Annotated in this window: 24 protein-coding genes; 11 read left to right on the top strand and 13 right to left on the bottom strand. The window is 69.7% G+C overall.

Annotated features, from left to right (window positions below; translation table 11 throughout):
- The gene (locus D571_RS0109730; RefSeq protein WP_018936497.1) at positions 1–471 is read left to right on the top strand and encodes a hydrogenase maturation protease; all 471 of its coding nucleotides are present in this window, start codon (positions 1–3) and stop codon (positions 469–471) included.
- A 113-nt stretch (positions 472–584) separates the two neighbouring features.
- Here the strand turns inward: D571_RS0109730 and D571_RS0109725 are convergent, their stop codons facing one another.
- From D571_RS0109725 to D571_RS0109700, 6 genes are all read right to left on the bottom strand, one after another.
- On the bottom strand, positions 585–1,490 hold the full coding sequence (locus D571_RS0109725) for a DMT family transporter (RefSeq protein WP_018936496.1): 906 nt from the start codon (positions 1,488–1,490) through the stop codon (positions 585–587).
- Between the two features lie 275 nt (positions 1,491–1,765).
- Complete coding sequence (locus tag D571_RS0109720; RefSeq protein WP_018936495.1) at positions 1,766–2,395, bottom strand: phosphoribosyltransferase; 630 nt, start codon at positions 2,393–2,395, stop codon at positions 1,766–1,768.
- Positions 2,388–2,966 carry a nicotinamidase gene (locus D571_RS0109715; protein WP_018936494.1) on the bottom strand — a complete coding sequence of 193 codons (579 nt, stop codon included), beginning with the start codon at positions 2,964–2,966 and terminating at the stop codon, positions 2,388–2,390. The genes D571_RS0109720 and D571_RS0109715 overlap by 8 nt, the downstream gene beginning before the upstream one ends.
- 24 nt (positions 2,967–2,990) lie before the next feature.
- Entirely contained in the window at positions 2,991–4,367 is a 1,377-nt protein-coding gene (locus D571_RS0109710) for a nicotinate phosphoribosyltransferase (protein WP_018936493.1), read from the bottom strand.
- Between the two features lie 87 nt (positions 4,368–4,454).
- A complete protein-coding gene (locus D571_RS0109705) occupies positions 4,455–4,772 on the bottom strand; it encodes a hypothetical protein (protein ID WP_018936492.1) in 318 nt (105 codons plus the stop codon).
- 71 nt (positions 4,773–4,843) lie between these two features.
- The gene (locus tag D571_RS0109700) at positions 4,844–6,184 is read right to left on the bottom strand and encodes an ethylbenzene dehydrogenase-related protein (protein WP_018936491.1); all 1,341 of its coding nucleotides are present in this window, start codon (positions 6,182–6,184) and stop codon (positions 4,844–4,846) included.
- Positions 6,185–6,635: 451 nt separating this feature from the next.
- Here D571_RS0109700 and D571_RS0109695 point away from each other — a divergent pair, with 451 nt between their 5' ends.
- The 9 genes from D571_RS0109695 (at position 6,636) to D571_RS0109655 (ending at position 14,801) form a co-directional block, all read left to right on the top strand.
- The gene (locus tag D571_RS0109695; RefSeq protein ID WP_018936490.1) at positions 6,636–6,896 is read left to right on the top strand and encodes a hydrogenase maturation nickel metallochaperone HypA; all 261 of its coding nucleotides are present in this window, start codon (positions 6,636–6,638) and stop codon (positions 6,894–6,896) included.
- Complete coding sequence (gene hypF / locus D571_RS0109690) at positions 6,893–9,208, top strand: carbamoyltransferase HypF (RefSeq protein WP_018936489.1); 2,316 nt, start codon at positions 6,893–6,895, stop codon at positions 9,206–9,208. The genes D571_RS0109695 and hypF overlap by 4 nt, the downstream gene beginning before the upstream one ends.
- A gap of 3 nt (positions 9,209–9,211) precedes the next feature.
- Positions 9,212–9,466, top strand: a complete 255-nt coding sequence (locus tag D571_RS0109685) for a HypC/HybG/HupF family hydrogenase formation chaperone (RefSeq protein WP_018936488.1) — start codon at positions 9,212–9,214, stop codon at positions 9,464–9,466.
- Positions 9,463–10,551, top strand: coding sequence for a hydrogenase formation protein HypD (hypD, locus tag D571_RS0109680; protein WP_018936487.1), 1,089 nt, complete (start codon positions 9,463–9,465; stop codon positions 10,549–10,551). Before D571_RS0109685 ends, hypD begins: the two co-directional genes overlap by 4 nt.
- Positions 10,548–11,552: a hydrogenase expression/formation protein HypE gene (hypE, locus tag D571_RS0109675; protein WP_018936486.1), complete on the top strand. Its 1,005-nt coding sequence runs from the start codon at positions 10,548–10,550 to the stop codon at positions 11,550–11,552. Before hypD ends, hypE begins: the two co-directional genes overlap by 4 nt.
- A 95-nt stretch (positions 11,553–11,647) precedes the next feature.
- Positions 11,648–11,863, top strand: coding sequence for a hypothetical protein (locus D571_RS0109670; RefSeq protein ID WP_018936485.1), 216 nt, complete (start codon positions 11,648–11,650; stop codon positions 11,861–11,863).
- A gap of 155 nt (positions 11,864–12,018) precedes the next feature.
- On the top strand, positions 12,019–12,969 hold the full coding sequence (locus tag D571_RS0109665) for a PDC sensor domain-containing protein (protein ID WP_018936484.1): 951 nt from the start codon (positions 12,019–12,021) through the stop codon (positions 12,967–12,969).
- 84 nt (positions 12,970–13,053) lie between these two features.
- Positions 13,054–13,890 (top strand): PP2C family serine/threonine-protein phosphatase, encoded by an 837-nt coding sequence (locus D571_RS0109660; protein ID WP_026287756.1) that lies wholly within the window; start codon positions 13,054–13,056, stop codon positions 13,888–13,890.
- Between the two features lie 65 nt (positions 13,891–13,955).
- Positions 13,956–14,801, top strand: coding sequence for a LysM peptidoglycan-binding domain-containing protein (locus D571_RS0109655; RefSeq protein WP_018936482.1), 846 nt, complete (start codon positions 13,956–13,958; stop codon positions 14,799–14,801).
- Between the two features lies 1 nt (position 14,802).
- Here the strand turns inward: D571_RS0109655 and D571_RS0109650 are convergent, their stop codons facing one another.
- From D571_RS0109650 to D571_RS0109635, 4 genes are all read right to left on the bottom strand, one after another.
- Positions 14,803–16,488 (bottom strand): serine/threonine-protein kinase, encoded by a 1,686-nt coding sequence (locus tag D571_RS0109650; protein ID WP_018936481.1) that lies wholly within the window; start codon positions 16,486–16,488, stop codon positions 14,803–14,805.
- A gap of 3 nt (positions 16,489–16,491) precedes the next feature.
- A complete protein-coding gene (locus D571_RS0109645; protein ID WP_026287755.1) occupies positions 16,492–17,037 on the bottom strand; it encodes an FHA domain-containing protein in 546 nt (181 codons plus the stop codon).
- 97 nt (positions 17,038–17,134) lie between these two features.
- Entirely contained in the window at positions 17,135–17,689 is a 555-nt protein-coding gene (locus tag D571_RS0109640; RefSeq protein WP_018936479.1) for a copper chaperone PCu(A)C, read from the bottom strand.
- Positions 17,690–17,706: 17 nt separating this feature from the next.
- Complete coding sequence (locus D571_RS0109635) at positions 17,707–19,692, bottom strand: TonB-dependent copper receptor (protein ID WP_018936478.1); 1,986 nt, start codon at positions 19,690–19,692, stop codon at positions 17,707–17,709.
- 311 nt (positions 19,693–20,003) lie between these two features.
- On the opposite strand from D571_RS0109635, the gene D571_RS0109630 reads away from it, so the two are divergent.
- Positions 20,004–20,972, top strand: a complete 969-nt coding sequence (locus D571_RS0109630) for a sigma-54-dependent Fis family transcriptional regulator (protein ID WP_018936477.1) — start codon at positions 20,004–20,006, stop codon at positions 20,970–20,972.
- Between the two features lie 43 nt (positions 20,973–21,015).
- Here D571_RS0109630 and D571_RS0109625 read toward each other — a convergent pair whose 3' ends face one another.
- The 3 genes from D571_RS0109625 to D571_RS0109615 form a co-directional block, all read right to left on the bottom strand.
- Positions 21,016–22,452, bottom strand: a complete 1,437-nt coding sequence (locus tag D571_RS0109625; protein WP_018936476.1) for a DUF945 family protein — start codon at positions 22,450–22,452, stop codon at positions 21,016–21,018.
- A gap of 77 nt (positions 22,453–22,529) precedes the next feature.
- Positions 22,530–23,099, bottom strand: a complete 570-nt coding sequence (locus D571_RS0109620; RefSeq protein WP_018936475.1) for a hypothetical protein — start codon at positions 23,097–23,099, stop codon at positions 22,530–22,532.
- Positions 23,100–23,230: 131 nt separating this feature from the next.
- Positions 23,231–23,602: a DUF5362 family protein gene (locus D571_RS0109615; RefSeq protein ID WP_018936474.1), complete on the bottom strand. Its 372-nt coding sequence runs from the start codon at positions 23,600–23,602 to the stop codon at positions 23,231–23,233.
- Positions 23,603–23,874: the final 272 nt, after the last annotated feature.

Genomic DNA, 23,874 nt, shown 5'->3' with positions numbered 1-23,874 from the left:
ATGGATCGCGCGGACAAGGGGCCGCTGGTCATCGGCATCGGCAACCCCTGGCGCGGCGACGATGGCATCGGCCACGCGGTAGTCGATGCACTCGAAGGCACCCCGGGCCTCGCCACCGCTAAAAGCCACGGCGAGCCCGCCGAACTCATGGAGCTGTGGCAGGGCCACGAGCCAGTGATCCTCGTCGATGCCATCGTCACAGGCGCCGCGCCCGGCACGCTGCACCGGCTGGACGCGCGCGAGCCGCTGCCGCGCGGCGCCCGCTACTCCTCCCACGGCATCGGTCTGGCCGAGGCCGTCGAACTCGCCCGCTCCCTCGGCGAGCTCCCGGACCACCTCATCGTCCACGGCATCGAACCCGCCCGGCTCGAGGATGGCGCCGATCTCTCTCCCGCAGTCCTCGACGTGCTGGATCAAACCATCCGGCGAATCGGCCGCGACCTCGCCGCGAGCACCACAAAGGCCGGCTGAAGGCTTGCTGCCCAACCGCCGGGATTCCTCATCAAATGGCCGCCGCGCGCTTCACGCGCGGGCTGCAGGAACAGGGCCTGGCGCAAGTGTTCCGCGTGCGAGCGTCGCGGAAGCTACTCCGCCTCGCGGCCCCGGTCCGGCACCGGCGGCGGAGTGGCGCGGGACCAGACGCTGAGGGCGGTCACGGTCACCAGGATCAGCGCCATGCCGATGATCTGCACGATCGCCAGGCTTTCGTCCAGGATCGCGACGCCGAACAGCGTGGCGGTGACCGGTTCGATCATCGCCACGATGGAGGCGACGGCCGGGGCCGTGGTCCGCAGTCCGTTGATGTAGAAGGCGAACGACAGCCCGGCACCGAAGATGCCGAGGGCCAGGAACAGCGGCCAGTCGGAGGTGCTCAGGACCTCCACCATCTGGGTGTTGTCGCCCGGCAGCATCAGCAGAATGACCAGCACGCCGAAGGCAATCGTCAGGATCGCCTGCGGGCTGCCGTGCTGCCCGGCGTACTTGAAGCCGAAGATGAAGATCGCGTAGGACAGGCCCGCCAGCAGGCCGGCGCCGGCCCCGATCAGGGTCACGCCACCGGCACCCGCGTCGTAGATCTGGGTCAGCAGCACGATGCCGACCAGCACCATCACAATGGCCACCAGCTTGAGCGTGGTCGGGGATTCCAGTCTCAGCGCGAAGGAGATGATGTAGACAAACACCGGGGCGCAGTACATCAGCGTGGCGGCCACCGCCACGCTGCCGTGCGAGATACTGACGAAGTAGAACGCGAAATTGCCGGCTACGCCAAGCCCGGCCACCGCGGACCAGAACCACATCTTGCCGCTGCCCAGCCCGCTGCCGCCCGGACGCCAGGCCAGCCAGGCTGCAACGAACAGCAGACCGATGGCGCCACGGTAGAACGAGACCACGAACGCATCCCAGCCATCGGCCATCAGAATACCGCCGATCCCGCCGGACAGCCCCCAGAAGAAGGCCGCCAGCACCACCAGTCCCACACCCAGACCCATCGATGACTCCTTACGTCACTGTGTCGCGGAACGAGCCACCGAGGGGGCGAGACATTCCCGATGTCCGGCCGGGCTCGCGAGCGGTCCACGTACCGGACGGGATCCGGTCATCGCAGAAGGACGCATATTCTGCACGTAAATGCATGACCGGATTCCAGATGCCCCGTTTTTCGCCGGGGTTGCGGCGTCACGGGCCTGCCGCCGGGGTGGATGTTACCCGTCGTCTGCGAGCATGCGCCGCTGTTCTCGCGCCAGGCGGCGTGCCTTCCCGGGGTTCAGGGATCCATGGGGAGGTCGTTGAAACGGATGACCCGCTCCAGCTCGGTGCCATCCAGGGCCAGCCCGTAGTCCCGACGCAGGCGCGCATCCAGCTCCGCGGCCGTTGCCGGGGCCGGCTCCATCTGGCGCGCGAAATGGCCGGCGTCCTCGATCACCGCCCACGAGTAGAGGATCCAGCGCCACCGCTCCACCCGCTGGCCGACAAAATCGGCCGCGCAGCCGGTGGTGTCCTTTTCGTGCAGCACGGCGATGCGCACCGCCTCGGGCGCACCCTCGGCGACGTGGGCACGCGCGGCCTGCAGGGTGTCGCCACTGTCGTTCACGTCGTCCACCAGCAGGACCCGGCGGCCGGCGATGTCGCCCGACAGCGGCGCGGTCACGGCCGCCTGCTGCTGCTCGCGGGCGCCAGCGGTGTAGTGCTCCACCTTCACGCTGAACAGCCTGTGCACGTGCAGGAAATCGCACAGGAAACGCGCCGGCAGGAAGCCGCCGCGGGCAATGGCCACGACGGTGTCCGGCCGGAACCCGCTCGTGCGGATCTCCCGGGCGAGTTCGTCCGCAAGACGCACCGAGGCCTCCAGCGGGATCAGCTCGACCGGCATCTGCCGCGGTTCGGTCTCACTCATGGTCCGGGATCTCCACGCCGGCTTCGGCCATGCGTTGCAGGGCCTCGCGGCCGCCTTCGGCCGTCACCGGGCGGGTCGCATCGGGGATCAGTTGCACGGCGAAGCCCTCCTTGCGGGCATCCAGCGCAGTGGCGGCCACACACACGTCCTGGGCCAGACCGCCGACCCAGATGCGACCCACGCCCCGGTTGCGCAGCGCGACCGCGAGGCCGGTCTGGTCGAAGGCGGAGTACTGGTCCCGGTCGAAACGCACGCCCTTGGTCACCCGTATGGCATCCGGAGGCAGGGCCAGAGCGGGGTGGAACCGGGCTCCGGGGGAATCCTGCAGGCAGTGCGGCGGCCACGGGCCGCCCTGCGCCGCGAAACTCGGATGTTCCCGCGGATGCCAGTCGCGCGACGCGTACACCGGGAGGCCGAGTTCGCCGGCCGCTTTCAGCCAGCGGTTGAGCACCGGAATCACGGCGTCACCGTCGTCGATGGCGAGCGCCCCGCCGGGACAGAAGTCGTTCTGCACGTCCACGAGCAGCAGGGCATCGCCGGGCTGCAGCAGGGTTCCGGGATCAAGGTTCATGGCGAACTCCGAACGTTCATGGCTTCACTCCGCGTGGCGCGCCCGGATGGCACGAGTCACCGCGGCCTGATGCGCCTGCAGTGCGTCACTCACGGAGACCGGGTAAGGCCCGGCCGCCGGTTCGATCCCCCGGATTTCCGGGGGCAGGGACTGCAACTGCTGGCGCGCGTGTTCCCGCAGGGCATCGAGATCCCGTACATGCCCGGACAGGCGCCGGCCGTCGCGCATCACCGGCTGCAGCAGCGGTTCGCCGGGGAGCGACTCGTCCTCGCGCGCGATGGTGTCGCCGCTGAAATGCGCCCCGTCCCGACGACGGAAGATCTGCTTGCCGCCCGGCAGAATGGGCTTGCCGCTGGAGAGCTTGAGCCGCCCCTCGCCGGCGTATTCCGCCAGCTTGTAGGCGATGTCGAGATCCGGCACGTCGGTGGAGATCCCCATGCTGGTGCCGACGCCGAACGCATCGATGGGGGCACCCGCGGCCAGCAACCCGGCGATCACGTGTTCATCCAGCCCGCCGCTGGCGAAGATCCCGACCCGTTCCAGGCCCGCCGCGTCCAGCATCGCACGCGCATCGCGTGCCAGCTGGCCCAGATCACCCGAGTCCAGACGGATGGCCCGGACCCGAAAGCGGTCGCCGAGCCGGCGAGCCAGATCGATCACCTGGCGCACCCCCGCGAGGGTGTCGTAGGTGTCCACCAGCAGCACGGTCTCCGGATACAGTCCTGCGAAGGCGGCGAAGGCGGCGGCCTCGTCGTCATGCGCCTGGATGTAGCTGTGGGCCATGGTGCCGCTGACCGGGATCCCGTAGCGTTTGCCGGCGAGGACGTTGGAGGTGCTGGCCACCCCGGCGACGTGGAAGGCACGGGCCCCCTTCACCGCGGCATCCAGCCCGTGCATGCGGCGCGCGCCGAAATCCACCACGTCGCGGCCCTGCGCCGCGGTCACCAGGCGCGCGGCCTTGGTCGCCTGTACCGTCTGCAGGTGGATCTGATTCATGATCAGGGTTTCCACCAGCTGGGCCTCGGGCAATGGCGCGCGGACCTCGAGGATCGGCTCGTTGGCAAAGACCGGCGTCCCTTCCTGCACGGCGCGGACCTCGCCGGTAAAGCGGAAGGTCTCCAGCCACTGCAGAAAGCGATCGGAAAACCGGTCGAGACCGGCGAGGTAGTCGAGGTCCGCCCGGGTGAAGCGCAGCCCCTCCAGCTGTTCCAGAACGGTATCCAGACCGCAGGCCAGCAGGTAATTGCGCGGTTCCGGCACCCGGCGCACGAACAGGGTGAACACGGCGGAGTCGTGCAGACCTTCCTCGAAATAGGCCTGCAGCATGCTGAGCTCGTAGAGATCGGTGAACAGTGCCAGTCGATCCTCGACGTCGGGGGCTGCCTGCTCGTCCGGAGCCATCACGTCACCTCGCTACGCGGATGCGGGTCTTTCGAGCGTAGGCCCGCCCGCCGGGAACGTAAACCTCGCGCCCGCCGCCCCGTCGCGCTATGCCGTGTCGTCGGCGATCTTTTTCGCCACGCGATCGGCGACCTTGCCGCGCACCACCACCTCGTCGGCTCCGGCCTCACGCGCGGCCTTGAGCATGCCGCCTTCCACATGCGGGCCAAAGGCGAGGATGGCGGCACCCGGACAGCGTTCACGCCAGGTCGACACACTCGCGACGTCCCGTGCACCGAGATCGATCACGATCAGGTCGGGGGCCGCGGGCTCGCCGCTGCCGGTCACTTCGGCACCGGCCGCGCGCCAGCGCGATTCGAGCCGCACGCGGGTCATCAGGTCGGGGGTGTCGATGTGGATCTGCATGGGTACGCTGCCAGGTCGGTTGCGGGGGGCCCGCCGCACGCGCCGGAGCCGCGTGCGGCGGCACGGGCGGGTCAGTCGCGCGCCCCGTCGTCTTCGAGCATGCGCAGCTCTTCCGCGATGATGAACCCGCGCAGCTCGTCGGCGACGTGCTCGTCGTGGATGCTGACCTCGCCGGAGCGGACCTCCTCGGCGCCCGGGTGGTCGCTGTGCAGCCACTGCCAGGTGGCCTGACCGGGGTACATCACCGGCAGCTCGGTCCAGGCGAGGTCGTCGTTGGCGACGGTAACGTCGTCGACCCGGGTGGCCACGATGTCGGCGTCATCCACGCCGAGACCGAGGGTCTGCGGCAGCGACACCTGGTGCCAGCGGGCGCCGACCTGGCCGGTGTGCACGGCGAAGGCGACGTTGTAGACCCCGCCCTCTTCCAGCGACTTGCTGTCCCGCGCGTTCGGCGCCTCCAGCGTGCGGGTCAGGCGCACCCGCCAGGCGCCGTCCGCGTAGCCGCCCTCGGCGGCGATGGCACCCCGGCTGCCCGACGGTTCGCGCAGGAAGCGCTGCGGGATCACGTCCCCCTCCTGCCAGTCGTGGTCGGGGTCGAAGGCGACCGAGTTGTCCTCGGAAATGAAGTAGGGGTCGTCCTGGTCATACTCGCGGTTCACCAGCCGGTCCCAGTCGAGGGCGCGCTTGCCGGTGGTCTCGGGGTCGAGCATGTAGGCCGGCTGGTCGGCGTCGTCGTCCCAGTTGGTGGTGAACATGCCGCGCCCCTCGGAGCCGAGGCGGTAGTGGAGCACGTAGCCGTTGTCGGCGACACCCATGGGGTGGCTGCGGTGGGCGCGCCACTGCCACAGGTCGAGGAAGACCCCGTCGTCCTGCAGCGCGGCCAGCTCGTCGTCGTCGCGGATGGCGCCCCAGGATTTCTCGGTGGGGTCTTCGGTGGTGCGGGTCTGCGGCAGGTACTTGCGCACGTCGTTGCGGCCCATCTCTTCGCCCAGCTTCGGGTGGGCCTCGACCTCGTCGCTGTCGACCGAAGAGGTCAGTGCGCGCATGCCGTCGTGGGCAGTCATCCAGCCGCCGTAGCGGTCGAAGCCGTCGACGCCGCCGTCATCCAGCAGCATGGAGATGCGGTCCTCGTAGAGGCCGTGTTCGTCGGGGCCGAAGCCGCTGCCATAGCGCTCCCACTCGCCGTCACCCTGGTAGACCCAGTACTGGTGGTACCAGCTCGGGTCGTCGGTGGCGTATTCGTAGTGGATGCGGACCTTCTCGTCATCGAAGGTGGCCGCCACATTCAGGGTGGCGTGGTCCAGATCTTCCCCCGGGATGTAGACGTTGCGGTCGGGGTCGACCTTGACCGGCTCGCCAATCGCCACCAACGGGGTCAGGGAGACGGCTGCGGCAATCAGGGTTCGTTTCATGGAGCGCGCTCCTTTCGGATATCTTCCTGAATGGGTTCCATTCGCCGGGACCCGATGCCACGTCGATCTGCCGACGCCGGAACCGGACCACGGACCCTGGTTCAGCCTGATCATGAACATGGGAAAAGGTTTCCACAATACATGTGGAGAGGCTCCATCCGCTGGCCGGTCAGCGGCCGCCGGAACAATCCCGCCGGAGATGGCGAATGATGCGGGCAGACAGCGGCACCCAAAACAGCACGCCGGCAGCGACCAGCAGGCTCCCGATCCATTCCGGGCGTCCGGGTTGCCCTTGTTGCCTGCTCGTTGCAAGGATTGAGGGAGCTATCCTGCCTCGGGGCGACGCCCATCCATAGCGGGTCGGAGATACGGGGACACGGGCGCAGGTGTACATTGATCGACGGTTCTCCGGATTCACCGGACGCATGCAAGACGAGGCGAGGAACGGGCAATGCACGAGTTTTCGTTGATGGCCGACCTGATGCGCAAGATCGAACAGGTGGCCGCGGACAACCACGCCGAGCGGGTGACCCGGGTGCGGGTCTGGCTGGGCGCGCTGTCGCACATCACGCCGGAGCACTTCCGCGAGCACTTCGAGGACGGGACCCGTGGCACGGTGGCCGAGGGCGCCGAGCTGGAGGTGGAGACCTCCGACGACGAGACCCACCCCGAGGCACAACAGATCCTGCTGCGGAGCCTGGACGTGGCGTGAACACGGCCGCGACATCCACCCCGGCGCACGAGTGCTGGCGCCTGGTTGTCACCGGCCGGGTGCAGGGCGTGGGCTTCCGGCCATTCGTCGCGGCGCTGGCGCGGCGGATGGCGCTGGCCGGGGCGGTTGGCAACGAGCCCGAGGGCGTGGTGATCGAGGTCGAGGGGGACGCGGCCCGCCTGGATGCGTTTCGTACGGCGCTGGCGCACGAAGCACCGAGGGCCGCGCGCATCGATCGCATTTCCGTCACCCCCGAAACCCCCACCGGCGCGGACGGCTTCCGGGTCACCTCGGGGCCGGACCGGGGCGGCGCCCCGGCCCTGACGCCGGACCGTGCACCCTGCCCCGACTGCCTGGCCGAGATCCGCGATCCGGCGGCGCGGCGTTACCGCTATCCGTTTACCGCCTGCACGGCCTGCGGGCCGCGCTGGAGCATTGTCACGGCACTGCCCTGGGCGCGTGACCACACCACCCTTCACGACTTCCCGCTGTGCCCGGCCTGTCGGGCGGAGTTCGAGAACCCCGGCGACCGGCGCTTCCATGCCGAGGCGATGGCCTGCCCGGACTGCGGGCCGCGGCTCGTGCTGCGCGGCCCGGACGGTACCGAACGGGCCACCGGGGATGCGGCGCTGGACGCCGCCGTGGCCACCCTGCGCGCGGGGCAGATCCTGGCCCTGAAGGGCCCGGGCGGGTTCCAGCTGCTGACGGACGCCACCTGCGAGGAGGCGGTCGGCCACCTGCGCGCGCGCAAGCAGCGCCCGGAAAAGCCGCTGGCGGTGCTGCTGCCGGACGGCGCCTGGCTGGAACGTCTGGCCCGGGTATCCGATGCGGAGCGGGCGCTGCTAGACAGCCCGGAGGCCCCGATCGTGCTGGTGGATCGCCAGGTTGATGCCCGGCTGGCCGGGAGCATCGCTCCGGGCCTGGACCGCCTCGGGCTGATGCGGGCCGCCACGCCGCTGCACCAGCTACTGCTGGACGCGCTCGGCACTCCGCTGGTCTGCACCTCCGGCAACCGCAGCGGCGAACCGCTCTGCATCGACAGCGAGGAGGCAGTGGCCCGGCTGGGCGGGATCGCGGATGCCATCCTCGACCACGACCGGCCGATTGCCCGTCCGCTGGATGACAGCGTGTTCCAGATCGCGGCCGGGCAGCCGCAGTGCCTGCGCACGGGGCGGGGAATCATGCCGCTGCGCATCCCGCTGCCGCAGCCCGGCCCGGTCACGCTGGCGCTGGGCGGCCATCTGAAGGCGGCGCCGGCACTGGCCCTGAACCGCGAGGTCGTGGTCGGCGCCCATGTCGGCGACCTCGACAGCGATCCGGCCCTGCGCCGCCTCGACGCCGAGGCCCGTGCGCTGGCCGGGCTCTGCGGCGCGCATATCGAAAGCGTAGCGTGCGACCGGCACCCGGACTATGCCTCCACCGCGCTCGCCGAGGACCGCGGGGCGCCGGTCTTCCCCGTGCAGCACCACCACGCCCATGCCGCGGCCTGCCTGGCCGAGCACGGGGTGCAGGCCCCGGCCCTGGCGCTGGTCTGGGACGGCGCGGGGCTGGGCACGGACGGGACGCTCTGGGGGGGCGAGTGCCTGACCGTGGACGCCGACGGTGGCTGGCAGCGTGCGGGCCACCTGCGCCCGTTCCGCCTGCCGGGCGGCGAGACCGCGATCCGCGAGCCGCGCCGTGCATTCCTGGGGCTGCTGCATGCGCACTTCGCGGGCGATGCGGCGGCCCTGGCGGCCAGCCCCGTTCGGGCGCTGTTTGACGACGCCGAGTGGCCTCCGCTGCTCCGCGCCCTGGATCGCGGCGTCAACGCGCCGTGGACCAGCAGCGTCGGGCGGCTGTTCGATGCGGTGGCGGCCCTGACCGGGCTGCGCACCGGTGCCGGCTTCGAGGGGCAGGCCGCGATGCTCGTCCAGCAGGCGGCGGAGGCCGGACCGGAGCCGGTGGATGCCCCGGATCTGGTGCTGGATAACGCCATGCCCTGGCAGGCGGACTGGGCCCCGCTGATCACCGCCCTGCTGGCGGCGCATGCGGCCGGTGCCACCCCCGGGGCGATCGCCGCACGGCTGCATGGTGCCCTGGCGCGGTTCGCGGTGGCCGCTGCCCGGGCGGGCGGGCGCGAGACCGTGGCATTGACCGGCGGATGCTTCCAGAATCGGCATCTGCTGCAATGCTGCGTGGCGGCCCTGCGCGACGCCGGCTTTCGCCCGCTGTGGCCAAAGGCCGTTCCGCCCAACGATGGTGGACTGGCGCTGGGCCAGGCGGTGGTCGCGCGCCGCGCCGCACACCCGGCCCGACCGGAAGGAGGAGACTGACCCATGTGCCTTGCGATCCCCGGCCTTATCGACTCGGTGGAGGGCGACGATCCGCTGTTCCGCCAGGCGCAGGTGCGGTTCGGCGGGGTCGCGCGCACGGTGTCGCTTGCCTGCACCCCGGAGGCCGGGCCCGGCGACTACGTGCTGGTGCATGCCGGCATCGCGATCGCCACCATCGACGAGGCCGCGGCGGAACGTACGCTGGCCGCGCTGCGCGAGATCCCCGAGCATGCGCCGCCCGCCCCGGAGGACCCGTGAGGCACCTGGACGAATACCGCGATCCGGCGCTGATCCTGCAGCAGGTCGAGGCGATCCGTGCGGCCTGCAGCCGACGCTGGACGCTGATGGAGGTCTGCGGCGGCCAGACCCACGCGATCCTGCGCCACGGGCTGGACGACCTGCTGGCGGACACGGTCGAGCTGCTCCACGGGCCCGGCTGTCCGGTCTGCGTGACGCCCACCGAGACCCTGGACCAGGCCGTGCAGCTGACCCGCCGGCCGGAGGTGATGCTGTGCACCTTCGGCGACATGCTGCGGGTGCCCGGCGCGCTGGGCGACCTGAACGCGGCGCGCGCGGCCGGCGGCGATGTGCGCGTGATCTACTCGCCGCTGGATGCGGTCGCCCTGGCACGCGAACACCCGCAGCGCGAGGTGGTGCTGCTGGCGGTGGGCTTCGAGACCACTGCGCCGGCCGCCGCGATCGCGGTGCTGCAGGCCGAGGCCCTGGGGCTGTCCAACCTGTCGCTGCTGGTCTCGCACTCGCTGGTGCCGCCGGCGATGGAGGCCCTGCTGACCGACCCGGACAGCCGCATCCAGGGCTTTCTCGCCGCCGGACACGTCTGCACGGTGGAAGGTGCAACCGTCTACCGGACGATCACCGAGCGTTTCCGGGTGCCCATCGTGGTGACGGGCTTCGAGCCGGTGGACCTGCTGGCCGGAATCCGGGCCTGCGTGGAGCAGCTGGAGCGCGGCGAGGCCCGGGTCGAGAACCGCTACGACCGGGCCGCCCGCGACGACGGCAACGCCGCCGCGCGCGATGCGGTCGCCCGCGTATTCGAGCCGGTGGAACGCGAGTGGCGCGGCATGGGCCGCCTGCCCGCCAGCGGACTGGGCCTGCGCCCGGCCTACGCCCGCTTCGATGCCGTCGTCCGTTTCGGGGTCGCGGCCCCCGCGACCGGGGCGGACGGGCCCTGCATTGCCGGCGAGGTCCTGCGCGGACTGCGCCGCCCGACTGACTGCCCGGCCTTCGGCCGCGAGTGCACCCCGGACACCCCGCTGGGCGCGCCGATGGTGTCCTCCGAGGGGGCCTGCGCCGCCTACCTGCACTACCGGGGCGAGACATGACCACCGAGGTCGTGCGGCTGGCGCATGGTGGCGGGGGCCGGCTGCAGGCAAAGCTGCTGGACGAGGTCATCCTGCCGGCGCTGGGCGCACGGGCCTGCGGCGCCCCCGATGCGGCGGTGCTCGACATCCCGGGCGGACGTCTGGCCATGACCACCGACAGCTTCGTGGTGCGGCCCCTGTTCTTTCCCGGTGGCGACATCGGCCGCACCGCGGTACACGGCACGGTCAACGACCTGGCGATGGCCGGGGCGCGGCCGCTGTGGCTGACACTGGGCCTGATCCTGGAGGAAGGGCTTCCGCTGGAGGATCTGTGGCAGATCCTCGGCTCCGTACGCGTGGCCGCCGAAGAATGTGGTGTGCAGGTGGTGGCCGGCGATACCAAGGTGGTCGAGGCCGGTCACGGCGACGGGGCCTACCTCAACACCAGCGGGGTCGGCGTCGCACCGGAGGGAGTGCGGATCGCACCGGATGCGATCCGGCCGGGCGACGTGCTGCTGGCCAGTGGCGATCTGGGCCGTCATGGCGTCGCCATCCTCGCCGCACGCGAGGACCTGGGACTGGACCCGCCGATCCCCAGCGACAGCGAGCCGGTCGCCGGCGCGGTGGCCGCGCTGCTGGCAGCCGACGTGCCCGTGCATGCGCTGCGCGACCCCACCCGCGGCGGCACCGTCGCCGCGCTGCAGGAACTGGCCGAAGCCTCCGGCTGCCGTCTGGTGCTGGACGATGCGGCCATCCCGGTGCGCGAGGACGTGCGCGGGGCCTGCGAGATCCTCGGGCTGGACCCGCTGCACAGCGCTTCGGAGGGCCGCTTCCTGGCCGCCGTGCCGGAACCCGCGGCCGAACAGGCACTGGGTGTGCTGCGGTCACGACCGGAGACGGCCGGTGCCGTCGCCATCGGCCAGGCCGAGGCGGGCGAGCCCGCGGTCATCCGACGCCTCGCCACGGGCGTGGAACGCCGCTTGATCCTGCCGGCCGGTGAGCAGTTGCCCCGCATCTGCTGACTTCGACAGGCCACCGGGCAGGACCGGGCGCGCTGACGCGACGGCCGCAGCAGGCTATCGTGGGATACGGAACCGCACCAACCGGAGAGATGCACATGATGCTGCGCAGCCTTGCCTTCACCATCCTCGCCCTGACCAGCGCCCCGGCCCTCGCCCACCCCGGCCACGGCCATGGCGACGGGCATTCCCTGCTCCACTATCTCAGTTCGCCCGAGCACGTATGGCCCCTGGCGTTACTGGTGGTCGCGCTGGTCGGGGTGGGCGGCTGGCTCTGGCGCCGTTCGCGCCGACGCAAGGATCCGCGCTCCTGAAACGCGCCCGGGCCGCGCCGGATCGGCGGGCGCGGGCACGGATCCTGCTGAGTGGAGCAATGAAGGAAAGGACGGGCCACGGCAGTGGCCGTCACGACACCGCCATGGCGGTTCAGGGATAATCCGTCGCGCACCAAAAGGGACCGAACCGCACCATGAGGGAACTGAAACAGGCCATCGAGCACCAGCGGGAATCGCTGGAGGAACGCCTGCACGAACCGCTGCGCATCCTCGCCACACGGCTGGCCCCGGCCTGGCCCGCGCGGGGAGCGCTGGACTCCATCCTCGAGGAGGGCATTCGGCAGATCCCCGAAGCCACCTTCATGTATGCGCTGAATACCGAGGGGATCCAGCTCTCCGACAACGTCTCGCGCAGTGGTGTCCTGCCGGAACACTTCGGGCGCGACCGCTCGCAGCGCCCGTACATGAAGGAGGCCGTGCCGGCCGACGGATTCCTGCTTTCGGAGGCCTACGTCAGCCTGCTGGGGCGCCGCCCGTCGCTGACCGCGCTGCAGCTGGTACGTGACGGAGAGGGCCGGGCACTGGGCTTTCTGGGCGCGGATTTCGACCTGCGCAACCTGCCCGACCTGTCGGGGGACCTGTACGAGGAATCCAGCGAGTGGCGCCAGATCAAGGGAGACCCCTCGATCCGCGGGACGCTGTTCCAGCAGAGCCGCACCGAGAGCCTGATGGACCGCAACATGGATTCGGCCATGGCAATCCTGGAGGAACTGTTCACCGAACGCGGCGTGTTTCAGGGGGTGTTCCACTTCTCCAGTTCGCGCGCGACCCTGTGGACCACCGAGGATCCCTACCGCTACCGCATCCTCACCCACGAATCGCTGGCCGACCCGGATGTCTGTCTCGCCTTCCCCCACGAGCCCTATCCCGAGGAGGCCCTGATCCCGAGGACGGACATCGCCCGCGTACTGGAAGGCCTGCGGACCCTGCGCTTTGCCGACGAGACGGTTTACCTGCGTTCGGCCTCGCTCAACCTGTTCAACGGCATGGTCAGCCTGACCTTCTCCTGTGACGGCTCGCACTACATGACCTCCGAGGAGTTCCTCGGGCGCTCCATCGAATTCTGGCTGGGCGCCACCGGCTGACCGGGTGCCGCCGGCGCAGGCTGTTGCCCGGGGCGCGGAACCGGCATCATGAGCGGGGCCACCGACTCTCCCGCCGGACACCGCATGGAAACTGCCTTTGCAAGCGATATCGGGGCACGCCACGAACAGCAGGACGCCGTTACGGTGCGCGCCTCGCCCGACGGTCGCCGGGCCCTGCTGGCGGTCGCCGATGGCATGGGCGGGCACGCGGCCGGCGCCTGGGCCTCGCGCACGGCCATTGCGGCAGTGGAGGCCCACTGGGACGCCTGCAACGGCACCCCGGCGCGTCCGGCCCGGTGGCTGGAGTCCACGGCCCGCGCGGCACACGAGGCCCTGCGCGCCGAAATCACCGATGACATCGCACCGCCCGGGACCACGCTGGTACTGCTGCTGGTCAGCGAGGGGGAAGCCTGGTGGGTGCACTGTGGCGACAGCCGTCTGCTGCATTTCCGCGGCCCCCGCCTGATCGAACGTACCCGCGACCACTCGCGGGTCCAGGAACTGTTCGACGCCGGGCTGATCCGCGAAGAAGAGATGGCCACCCATCCGGAACAGAACCACCTGCTCGCGGCGCTGGGCATGCCCGGTGGCCTGCGTCTGGAAAACGGTCATGGCCGGCTGGCCCCGGACTCCGCGTTTCTGCTGTGCACCGACGGGTTCTGGGAACAGGTGAAGCCCGACGAGATGGCCGGCCTGCTGCTGGCCGACGACCTGCCCGCCACCCTCGAGGATGCGGTGCAGGTCGCGGCGCGGCGCGGTGGCCCGCGGGGTGACAACATCGCCGTGGCCGCATGGCGCGCCGCGCCGCCACAGGGGCTCTATCGCCTGCGCGGCGGGTCGTTTCTGCCCTTGATCCTGGTGGGCGGCCTGCTCCTGCTGGCCGTGCTCGCAATCCTGCTGTGGCCGGTTGGCGGCGCGTGAGAGCCGACACCCGAATGCCAACACCCACGCGCGTCATGCAATCCACCACATCACTGAACCTTCGCATGGATGTCCGTCGTTGGCCCCTGACCGCCGTTCTGCTCGCCGCGCTTGCGTGGACGGGCGGCTGCGCCCTCCTGGAGGAGGCCGCGGAACCAAAGGAAGAAACCGGGCAGACGGACCCGACGGCGGCACCAGAGGCCGACGAAGAAGACGCCGGCGAGGGCTCCTCCCTGGCAGAGATCCTGCGCTGGCTGCAGGCCGGGGACTGGGAGCGCGCGGAGACCGGACTGGATCACCACCTGGAAGACCAGCCGGACGACCCCGTGGCGCGTTCGCTGCGCGAACAGCTGGAACGCGACCCCGAGACCCTGGTGGCCGAGGGCGAGACCGTACACACGGTGGAGTCCGGGGACACCCTGGGGCTGATCGCGCGGCGCTATGCCGGCGATGCGACACGGTTCGTTGCCCTGGCACGACTGAACGACATCAACCGGCCCGGGCACCTGACCGTAGGGCAGGAGCTGCGGGTCCCGCAGGTACCGGATCGCGAAGACACCGACGAACCCGAGCATGCGCCGGACCTGGACGAACAGTTGCAGGCCCTGGACGCCGGGGCCGACGGCGGCTCCGCGAAGCACGGTGACGACGACCCGGCGATCGAACCACTGGAACGGGCGCGGGAGGCCGACCCCGAAGGCGAACCGGCGCGCTCCGAGCTGTCCGAACTCCGGCGTGACCGCGCGGAGCGCCTGCATTCGGCAGCGATCGTCCATTACCGCAACCAGAACCTCGAACGTGCGATCGAGTTGTGGGACGCGACGCTGGAACTGGACCCGGATTTCGAATCCGCGCAGGGCTACCGGCTGCGGGCACTGGAACTGAAACGCCGGCTGGAGGCGCTGGACTGATTTACCGGCGACCGGTCTTCCCGGATTTCCGCGACGGCGGCGGCACGGGGAGGGTTCGGGTCGCGGCGGAATCCTCTCCTTGATCGCGCGGCCCCCGCTCGGCGGGGGCTCGCTTCACCCGGGCCTCCAGCGAATCGGCCATCACGTTGTAGGCGGAGAACACCCGCTCGAAATCGTCCCGCCGCCGCACCCGGATGCGCGTATCCAGCCGCCCCTGGGCAATCTGGTCCAGCGCGCCGCGCAGGGTCTCCAGCGGCACCTGCAGGCGCCGGGCAAACACGTACATCCCCAGCAGCACCGCCAGCACGGTCACCACCGTCAGCAGAGACAGCGCTACCATGGTCGTGCGCCCGGCGTCCCGCAGCGAGACGGTACTGAGCGCCACCTGCAGATGCCCCAGCTCGAAGTCCTGGAAACGCACGGGGGCCTCGAACAGGATCACCTCGCTGCCATCCGGCCCCGCAGCCGACCATACGGATTGCCCCTCGCGGCTGAGCAGCAGTGCGTCGCCGGGTGGCTCGCGACGAGGTTCGCCGAGATCATCCGCGTCGGAACTGGCCACGATGCGGCCGTGGCGATCGCTGACCGAAAGCAGTTCGATCTCGCGGTTGGCCTGCATGTCGTGCAGCCGTGCCTGCATCGCGATGGAGTCCTCCAGCAGCAGGTCCTCGGCGCTCTCCCAGGCAATGGTCCCGGCCAGCGTGGAGCCGTAGTCGAACGCGAGATCGGTCATCACCTCGTTCTGCTTCTGCTGCACCAGGTAGGCGCCCATGGCCAGGGTTATGGCCACGATGCCCCCCATCACGGCGGTCCAGCGCAGGCGCAACGGGACGATACGGCGCCCGACCCCGGCCCGTTCGCGCTCGGCCCGCTCTTCGTCGATACGCTGCAGGTCCACCAGCAGCTCGGCCGCGGACTGATAACGCTTCGCCGGATCCCGTTCCAGCAGTCGCCGGACCACGGCCACCAGGTCGGCGGGGCAGTCGGGGACGATGGGCCGCGGTTCCGGGACCGGTTCCCCCAGCACGCGTTGCAGGACCCGGCCGGTTTCACCATCCAGAAACGGGCGATGACCGGTGAGCAGCTCGTAGAGCACCACGCCCATGGACCAGAGATCGCTCCGGTTGTCGGCACCGCCGCCGCTCACCAGCTCGGGGGCCATGTAGTGCGGGGTGCCGGCGGAAGCGAAATGGTCGCTGGCGTGCCATTCCGGATCGAACAGGGTCTCGGCGATGCCGAAGTCCATCACCTTGATATTGACCGTGGCACTGGTGACCAGGATGTTTTCGGGCTTGATGTCGCGATGGATCACCCCGTGGCGATGGGCATAGTCCAGGGCCTCCGCCAGCTGCTGCGCGACCTTGAGGACATTGCGCAGCAGCAGCGGCCGGAACTGCTCGGCATAGGCCTCCAGCGTCAGCCCGTCCACCAGTTCCATGGCGATGAAAGGCCGCCCCTCGGCCTCGCCGACGTCGAAGATGGTGACGATCCCGGGATGGGTCAGCGTCCCCGCCGCGCGGGCCTCGGTCAGAAAGCGCTGGCGGTACTCCGGATCGCAGGCGTAATCGTCATGCAGGATCTTGATGGCGAGGGTGCGACGGATCTGTGGGTCGTATCCCTGATGGACCGTCGCCATCGCACCACGGCCCAGCTCTTCGCCCACTTCATAACGGCCCAGACGCCGCATGGATCAGGCGAGGACCTCCAGCCCGACCCGGATGAGGGCCGCGACCGCCAGCACGGCCAGTCCGCCGATGACCCAGGGCCGCCAGCGCACGGTTCTCTCGGCACTCGGCAGCCCGACGCCGGCGTGATCGCGATGATGGAACACGAACTCCGCCGACCCGAAACGCACCCGGTCACCCTCCTTCAGGGTCGCCTCGTGGATGCGTTCGTCGTTGACCCAGGTCCCGTTGGTGGACAGCAGGTTCATCACTCGGCAGGCGCCCCCGTCGTTGATGACCCAGGCGTGCTGCGACGAGACGCTCGGCTCCTGCAGCACGATGTCGTTATCGGACTGCCGCCCGAGGGAATGCCGTCCGGGGCGCATGGGCAGTCGCTGCTGCTGGAACGGCTCGTTCACGCCGACGAGCACCGGGAGATCGCTGTCCCCGACCTCGTGGGTGCCGGCCGGCGCCGGCGGGGCCTCGGGCATCTCCCCGCGCTGGAACAGCATTGTCCCCTGCGGCCCGTTGCGGCCGCGAGCCTGGCAAGCACCTTCCGAATCGTCGCTCATACTCCCCCCGGCAAAGGACGTCCGGGCCGGAGTATGCTCACACCCGGCAAGGGGGCACAACGATCTGGATCAAACAAACCCGGATCGGTGTGCCGAATCAGTGCCCGTGGTGCCCGCCCCCGTGGCCATGCCCCATGCCGTCGGTTTCGGCATCCCGGACCCGGGCCTCGAATTCCATGGTGTCTCCGGCGTCGGTCTCCAGGGTCACCGACACGCGCTGAGCCCGCTCGAGGGGTGCGTGCAGATCGATCAGCATCACGTGCAGGCCGCCCGGTTCCAGTGCGGTCTCGCCGCCGGCCGGGATGGTGATGGCTTCAACCTCGCGCATGCGCATCACGCCCGCATCGTCCTGCACATGGTCATGCAGTTCGGTGACCCCGGCCACCGGCGATTCGCCCCGGACCAGGTCGATGTCCTCGTCGGTCCGATTGGCCAGCGTCAGGTAAGCCGCGGTGGAACCCATGCCCGGCGGCATCATGCGCACCCAGGGCTCGGACACGATCTCCAGGCCCTCGGGGCAGTCGCAGGCGTAGGATCCGTCGGCATCATGCTCACGGTCGCCCGCCTGCGCGCCGGCGGTTGCGAGCGCGAGCCAGACTAGCCCGACCAGGGCGGTACGACCGGGCAGAAAAGATTGCAGCGTCGGTTTCATGTACTTGTCTCCGTTTCTCAGAATTCCACGTTCCACTGGGCCCAGACGGTGCGCCCGGGTTCGTTGACCGGCCGGGTGGCCGCTCCCAGTTCGGCACTGCCGCGCTGGATGTGCTCGCTGTAGGTGCGATCGAACAGGTTGTCCACGCCCACGGTCAGCTTCGAGTTCCCGAACAGCTCCACGCCGCCGTACAGCGCGACGGTGGCAAAGCCCGGGGTTTCTTCGGTGTCCAGGCTGTAGATCGTACCGTGATCCTCGTGGATGCGGTCCTGACGCATCACGCCGCGCACCTGCAGCCCGCCGAAATGCATCCCCGACGCATACTCCGCACCCAGCGTCGCCTCCGCCGGCGGGGTCTGCGCCAGGGGCACGTCGTCCGTGGTGTTCTGCGAGCGCACCCAGGCGGCACTCGCGTTCGCGGTCCACGCCGATGTCAGCTCCCAGGCGGCGTCCGCTTCAAAGCCCCAGGTCCGGGCGTCCACGTTGCGCGTACGCTCGTCGGGGTCCGCGACCAGGATGTAGTCGTCGAATTCGCCGTAGAAGCCGGACAGCGAGGCACGCACACGCGGCCCGCTCCAGGCAATGCCCGCATCCAGCTGGGTCAGGACCTCGGTATCCAGATCGAACACCCGTCGGCGCTCCCAGAAATCCGCCGCACGCTCCGAACGCCCGACACCGACGTGCCAGGCCAGCGGCCGCTGCGCCTGCTCCTGTTCGTAGCGCAGGAAACCGCTGGTGGCGGTCGCACGCTCGCGGTCGCCGTCGCTGGCGCCACCAAAACCGTCCCGCTGCGCCTCGGCCCGGGTCCGGTCAACCCGCAGGCCGCTCACCACGCGGCGCCGCGCATCCAACGGGATCTCGAGCTCGCCGAACACCCCCGCATCGCGGAATTGCGCGGTATCCTCGCGGGCGACATCACGCCACCCGAAGGCGTCCGACCCCATCAGGCGGTTGCCGCTGTGGCGGTTACGGCTGTAATCGAACCCGGCATGCAGGGCCATGTCCTGCGGCAAAAGGAAATCCCCGGCCACCCGCGCCCCTTCGGTGATGCGTTCGGGGTAGCTGACCATGGCCATGTCCGGCGGCTCCCGCAGGGTGTAGTTGTCCATGACATGGTCGATCTCGTTGCGGAACACCCGCGCCTCCAGGGTCTCGAACCAGGGCGCGAGGTCGTCGCGGGTCAGCGCAAGGCTGTAGCCGGTGCGGTCGAAGCGCACGCCGTCCATGCCACGGTCGTCGTAGGCGGCCTCCGCGTCGGAACGGTCATACGTGAACTCAATGAGGGTCTGCTCGTCGGGGCGCCAGCCGGCGATCCCGGTGCCACTCCAGCGGGAATACCGAGAGTGGACCTCGTTGCCATCGCCGTCGCGGTAATCGTCCTGATCCGAGAAGGTGCCGATGGCACGCAGATAGCCTGCGGAGGACCCGGTCGCCACATCCGCGACCAGGTCGGTGCGATCGAAACGCCCGACGGTCAGGCCCGCAAATCCGATCACCTCCCCGGCCTCCGTGAACACCGGGGCGTCCCGCTCGAAACGCACCGTACCGCCCGACACGGCACCATGGCGCACGCTCTGCGGACCCTTGCTCACCTCGATGCGGTCAAAGGCCTGCGGATAGGCATACGCGGTGGGCGGGTCCATGCGCCCGCCGCAGCCGCCCAGCACCGGATCGTCGTCCAGCAGCAGCGACAGTCGCGAGCCCCCCAGGCCTCGCAGGGCCGGATCGCCACTGGTACCGCCCTTGCGGCTGGTCACGAATCCGGGGATGGAGGCCAGATACGCCCCGCCATCATGCGCCGGCAACGGAAGCCGGGGCTGGCGCGGATCGGTACTGACCCGCCCGGGCCCCTCCATGGCGGGAACCGTTACCACCACCGGGGCCAGCCGCGCCGGATCCCCGGCCTGCGGCGCAGAAGGCCCTTCGGCCGCCACGGGCGCGGCCGCGACACCGGCGATCACCAGGGGAACCCAGCGGCACCGGAATCTGTGCGAATGCTTCATGATTTCTCTCCGTCCTTGTTCTTGTCATTGGCGTCGTGCGAGCGACTCGTCAGCAAGCACCGGGCCAGGTACGGGCACAAACAAGGAACGGGAGACCGGAATGGCGGACTGCGGCGCTCGAAGCGCCATTGGAAACACCACCGGAGGTGGCCGGAACCGGCACGGACACGCGGCATCCCTCGGGATGGATGCGGGATTTGCCGCCACGGATGGGTTAAACGCCGCAGCTGCGAACCCGATTCCCTTGCCCGGGCACGGACTCTGGGGCAGGCTATGCAGTCATGCCGCAAACGTCTGACAGCCGGGAGGAGATGTTGGTCGGATCAGCCGAAAATACCGCCGAGCATTTCGTGGGCAGCTCGCCCGAGCTGCAGGCCGTGCTGCGTCAGGCCAGCATGGTGGCGGCCACCGATGCCACGGTGCTGGTGCTGGGCGAGAGCGGGACCGGCAAGGAACATCTGGCGCGTCACATCCATGCCCGCAGCCGGCGCCCGGACGGACCGCTGATCACGGTCAACTGCGCCGCCCTGCCCGAAGAGCTGGTCGAGTCCGAGCTGTTCGGCCACCGCCGCGGGGCCTTCACCGGCGCGAACGACCATCAACCCGGGCTGGTGCGCCAGGCACATGGCGGCACGCTGCTGCTCGACGAGATCGCCGAACTCCCGGCCGGGGCCCAGGCCAAGCTGCTGCGCTTTCTGGAAAACGGGGAGTGCCAGCCGCTGGGCGCGGCCGAGGCGGAGCACGTCGACGTGCGCGTGATCGCCGCGACCCACCAGGACCTGCAGCAGCGCGTGGCCGACGGGCGTTTCCGCGCCGACCTGTACTATCGCCTGCAGGTGGTGCCACTGGAGATGCCGCCGCTGCGCAGCCGCCAGGGCGACGTGCGCCGCCTCGCGGAACACTTCCGCGTCGCTCTGGCGGAACACCACGGCGTGGAACCACCGCGATTCACGCCGGCACTGCTGCGCTGGCTCGGCCAGTGGCCCTGGCCCGGCAACGTGCGCGAGCTGAAGAACCTGGTCGAGCGCTGCGTGATCTTCATGAGCGGTACCGAGGTCAACCCGGGCGATCTGCCCGATTCCTGGCTGCAGACCCCGCAGGACCAGGCCGGCGGGCCGTTCGTGATCCCGCCGGGAGGGCTCAGCCTGGAGCGCCTGGAGATGGACCTGATCCGCCAGGCCCTGGAGCAGACCGCAGGCAACCGGTCGCGGGCCGCCCGCCTGCTGGGGCTGACGCGCGACACCCTGCTCTACCGCATGAAGAAATACGCGATCGCCTGAGGGAAACGCCGATCGGTGTTTCCCCGAGCGGCGCCGACCCGAGTCACTGCAGCAGCATCATCAGGTCTGTCATCGCCATCATCGGCTCGCCATCCACCACGATCATGCCCTCCTCGACCTCGAGATCGAGGCGGACCCGTTCATCCTCCACGGTGAACAGCGGAAACTCCCGCGCCCCCTGCATGATCGCGGCCACCAGCTCGTCGGCCTCGCGATCAAGTTCGCCATCGGCGGTGTGCGGATTGCGCACGGCCATCTCCTCGCGTACCGAGGTGCGGATCAGTCCGCGGTCCACGCCGGCGTGCAGCGAGCCGGAGAGATACTCCAGCAGCTGAGGACCTTGCCAGGCCGCCTCCGGGATTTCGCCAGCCCGCAGACTCAGCTGGCCGTCCATGGCATCACCCGCCCCGTCGACCAGCTGCAGCTCCCGCAGCTCCAGAGCGGCGCCGTGCGACGCGGTATCCATCAGCCACTGGTGATAAAGCGCGTCGATCTCCTCCAGGGCGTACTCGCCCGCCTCGACCTCGCGACCGATGCGGCCGGCCGCGCGCACCGAGTCGGCATCAAGATCCACATGCAGCTCGGCGCGAAATTCCTGCAGACCGGTCAGGCCTTCCATTCGGGTCTCGCCCAGTGCCAGAGACAGGTCGCTGAGGGAGCGGCCATCACGCTCCTCGGTCATCCCGGCGAGGACCAGGTCGTGCATCCGGAAGGCGGCATCGTCGAACTGGCCCTCGAGTCGCTCGAGTGCAAATTCGGTGTCTCCCCCGACCATCAACGAGTCCACGATCACCAGATCGTCGCCGCGCATGCGCAGGCCGTCGATGCGCAGATCCACCTCGCCGGGCACGCCGATCCAGGCGTGCGGAAAGTCCGCATGAAGGGCCTGAAGACCGTCCTCGCCGGCCAACCGCGCGGAGGCCTCCCAGTCCGCCCAGGAGATCTCGCCGATACGATGCTGGCCAGCCATCAGCAGGTCGCCGTCATAACCGGTGCCCTGCAACTGCATGCGGGTGTCACCACCGGGACGGTGGGCGATCTCGAAGGTCGCCCAGTGGTCTTCCCGCAGGTCCGGGAGGTCATCGGCGACATCTCTCGCCCACGGGAGCGTGCCTACGGCACGGAACGGTCGCCCGGTGACCCAGTCCCCCAGCCCGTAGCGTTCGACCTCCATCCGGCCGCTGGCGCTCAGCGATGGCTGTGGCGTGGCCTGCAGCTCGGCGAGCGGCTCGTGCAGAGGGCTGTCCGGCGCCGGTCGATAGCGGAACCGGTAGTCGACGGTGCCGGTGTCGCGATCATAATCGAGCCGGATGATGTCGAGTTCATCCACCGCGTCCGCATCCGCCTCGAAACGCTCCAGGGCCTCCTGCAGGCTGTCCTGCGCCTGTGCCTGTACCAGCCGGTCGCCGCCGGCCCAGGCGGCGCCCGCCAGCACCACGACACCGACCCCCACGCCGGCCTTCGCCAGTCCACTTGCCATGTCTGTTTCCTTCCGTGTTGTTGTCTTTCGCATCCATTACCGCCGCCAGCGCGAGTGGCCGGCGAGCGGGGCGACGATCAGTCGTCGACCGGCAGCAGGGCCGACGTGCCCATCATCTGGCCCCGACCATCCGCTGCCGGGGGGCCCATGTTCAGGGTGTAGCGCTGTTTGAGGGGCGCATCCGGCACCTCCCATTCCCAGACCACGACACGCGTGTCCCCGTCTCCGGCCAGGGCATCGGCCATCTCCTCCCGTTCACGGGCCTCGATCGGATCCGGGGCCTCGGACACCAGATCAACAAAGGCCTGACGGGCGTGTTCGATATCGGCCTCGCGGACATGGACCGCACAGAAGGTGTCGCCCTCGGGCAGAACGAGGACCAGCTGGCCGGCATCGGAGTCCAGGCTCCAGGCGTCACCTTCGCGATCACCAAGGAACGCAGCCGCAAGCTCCGGTCGCAGCGCCTCGTCGCCGTCGTGGTCAGCCCGCAGCCCCTGGAGGTCCGTTGCGTGAGCCACGCAGGCATCCGCGTACGCCCGGGTAAAGGCATCGGCCTCGGCCTCGCCACGGTCGGTCCCGGAGTCGGCCAGGACGGTCGCGGGGGCCACGAACGAGCAGAGGAAAAACAGGACAGCCGGGCGAGTCATCGGTACCTCCGGATTGGTCGGTGAAACTCTCCGGAGAAACTATGCCCGCGAGGCATAAAAGGCAAACCCCGCCCCAGATTGGTCGCGGGAAAACCGGGGCCGGAGCGCGATGCCGGCCCCGGCCCGGGCGGTTACATCGACTGCAGCTCGCTCATGCCCATCATCCCCGCTCCAATGCCGAACAGCAGGCCCAGCACCATCAGCAGGATGTAGATCAGCAGCAGTACACCCATGATGGTGAAGTGGGTGCGCAGGCGCCCCATCGCGTGCTTCAGCTCCAGGACATCGTCCCGCTCGTAGGCCCGGCCAACCCCTCCGGCCGCCTGCATCAGCACGACCCCGGCCCAGATCGGGATCCAGGCGACAATGATCCCGACGATGGAAAGGGCCGTGACGACCCCGGACAGGATCAGCATCACGCCGATCAGCTGCATCCAGAATTTGCCGCGGTAGAGCGGCTCGATCAGCTCCCGCACCGCGGGCGTATTGTTGGTTTCGTTCATGGGTCCCCTTTCTGTCTCCCTTGCATGGTTCGGACACCGGCAGAACACCGACGCCGGCCTTGAGTCTAGCAAGGAAAGAATCGGCGCTCCCCCGCATGAATGCAGGGGTCGAAACGTTGAACGAGAGCGCCGCCGCTGGCCCCCGGCGGTCATTGGGGCGCCAGGAATACGCGCAGGGCTGACACTGGTCGGCAAACATCAGCATCATGCCGGCAGTGGGCCCATGCGCCCCAACGGCACTCCGGTGGCGGAGGCCGGACAGGCGACGGGGA

Origin of the sequence: Thioalkalivibrio sp. ALJ24 (assembly GCF_000377785.1) — a bacterium.
Taxonomy (GTDB): Bacteria; Pseudomonadota; Gammaproteobacteria; order Ectothiorhodospirales; family Ectothiorhodospiraceae; genus Thioalkalivibrio.
The sequence above is the reverse complement of the archived record's forward strand: the minus strand, read 5'-3'. Positions and strand labels throughout refer to the sequence as shown.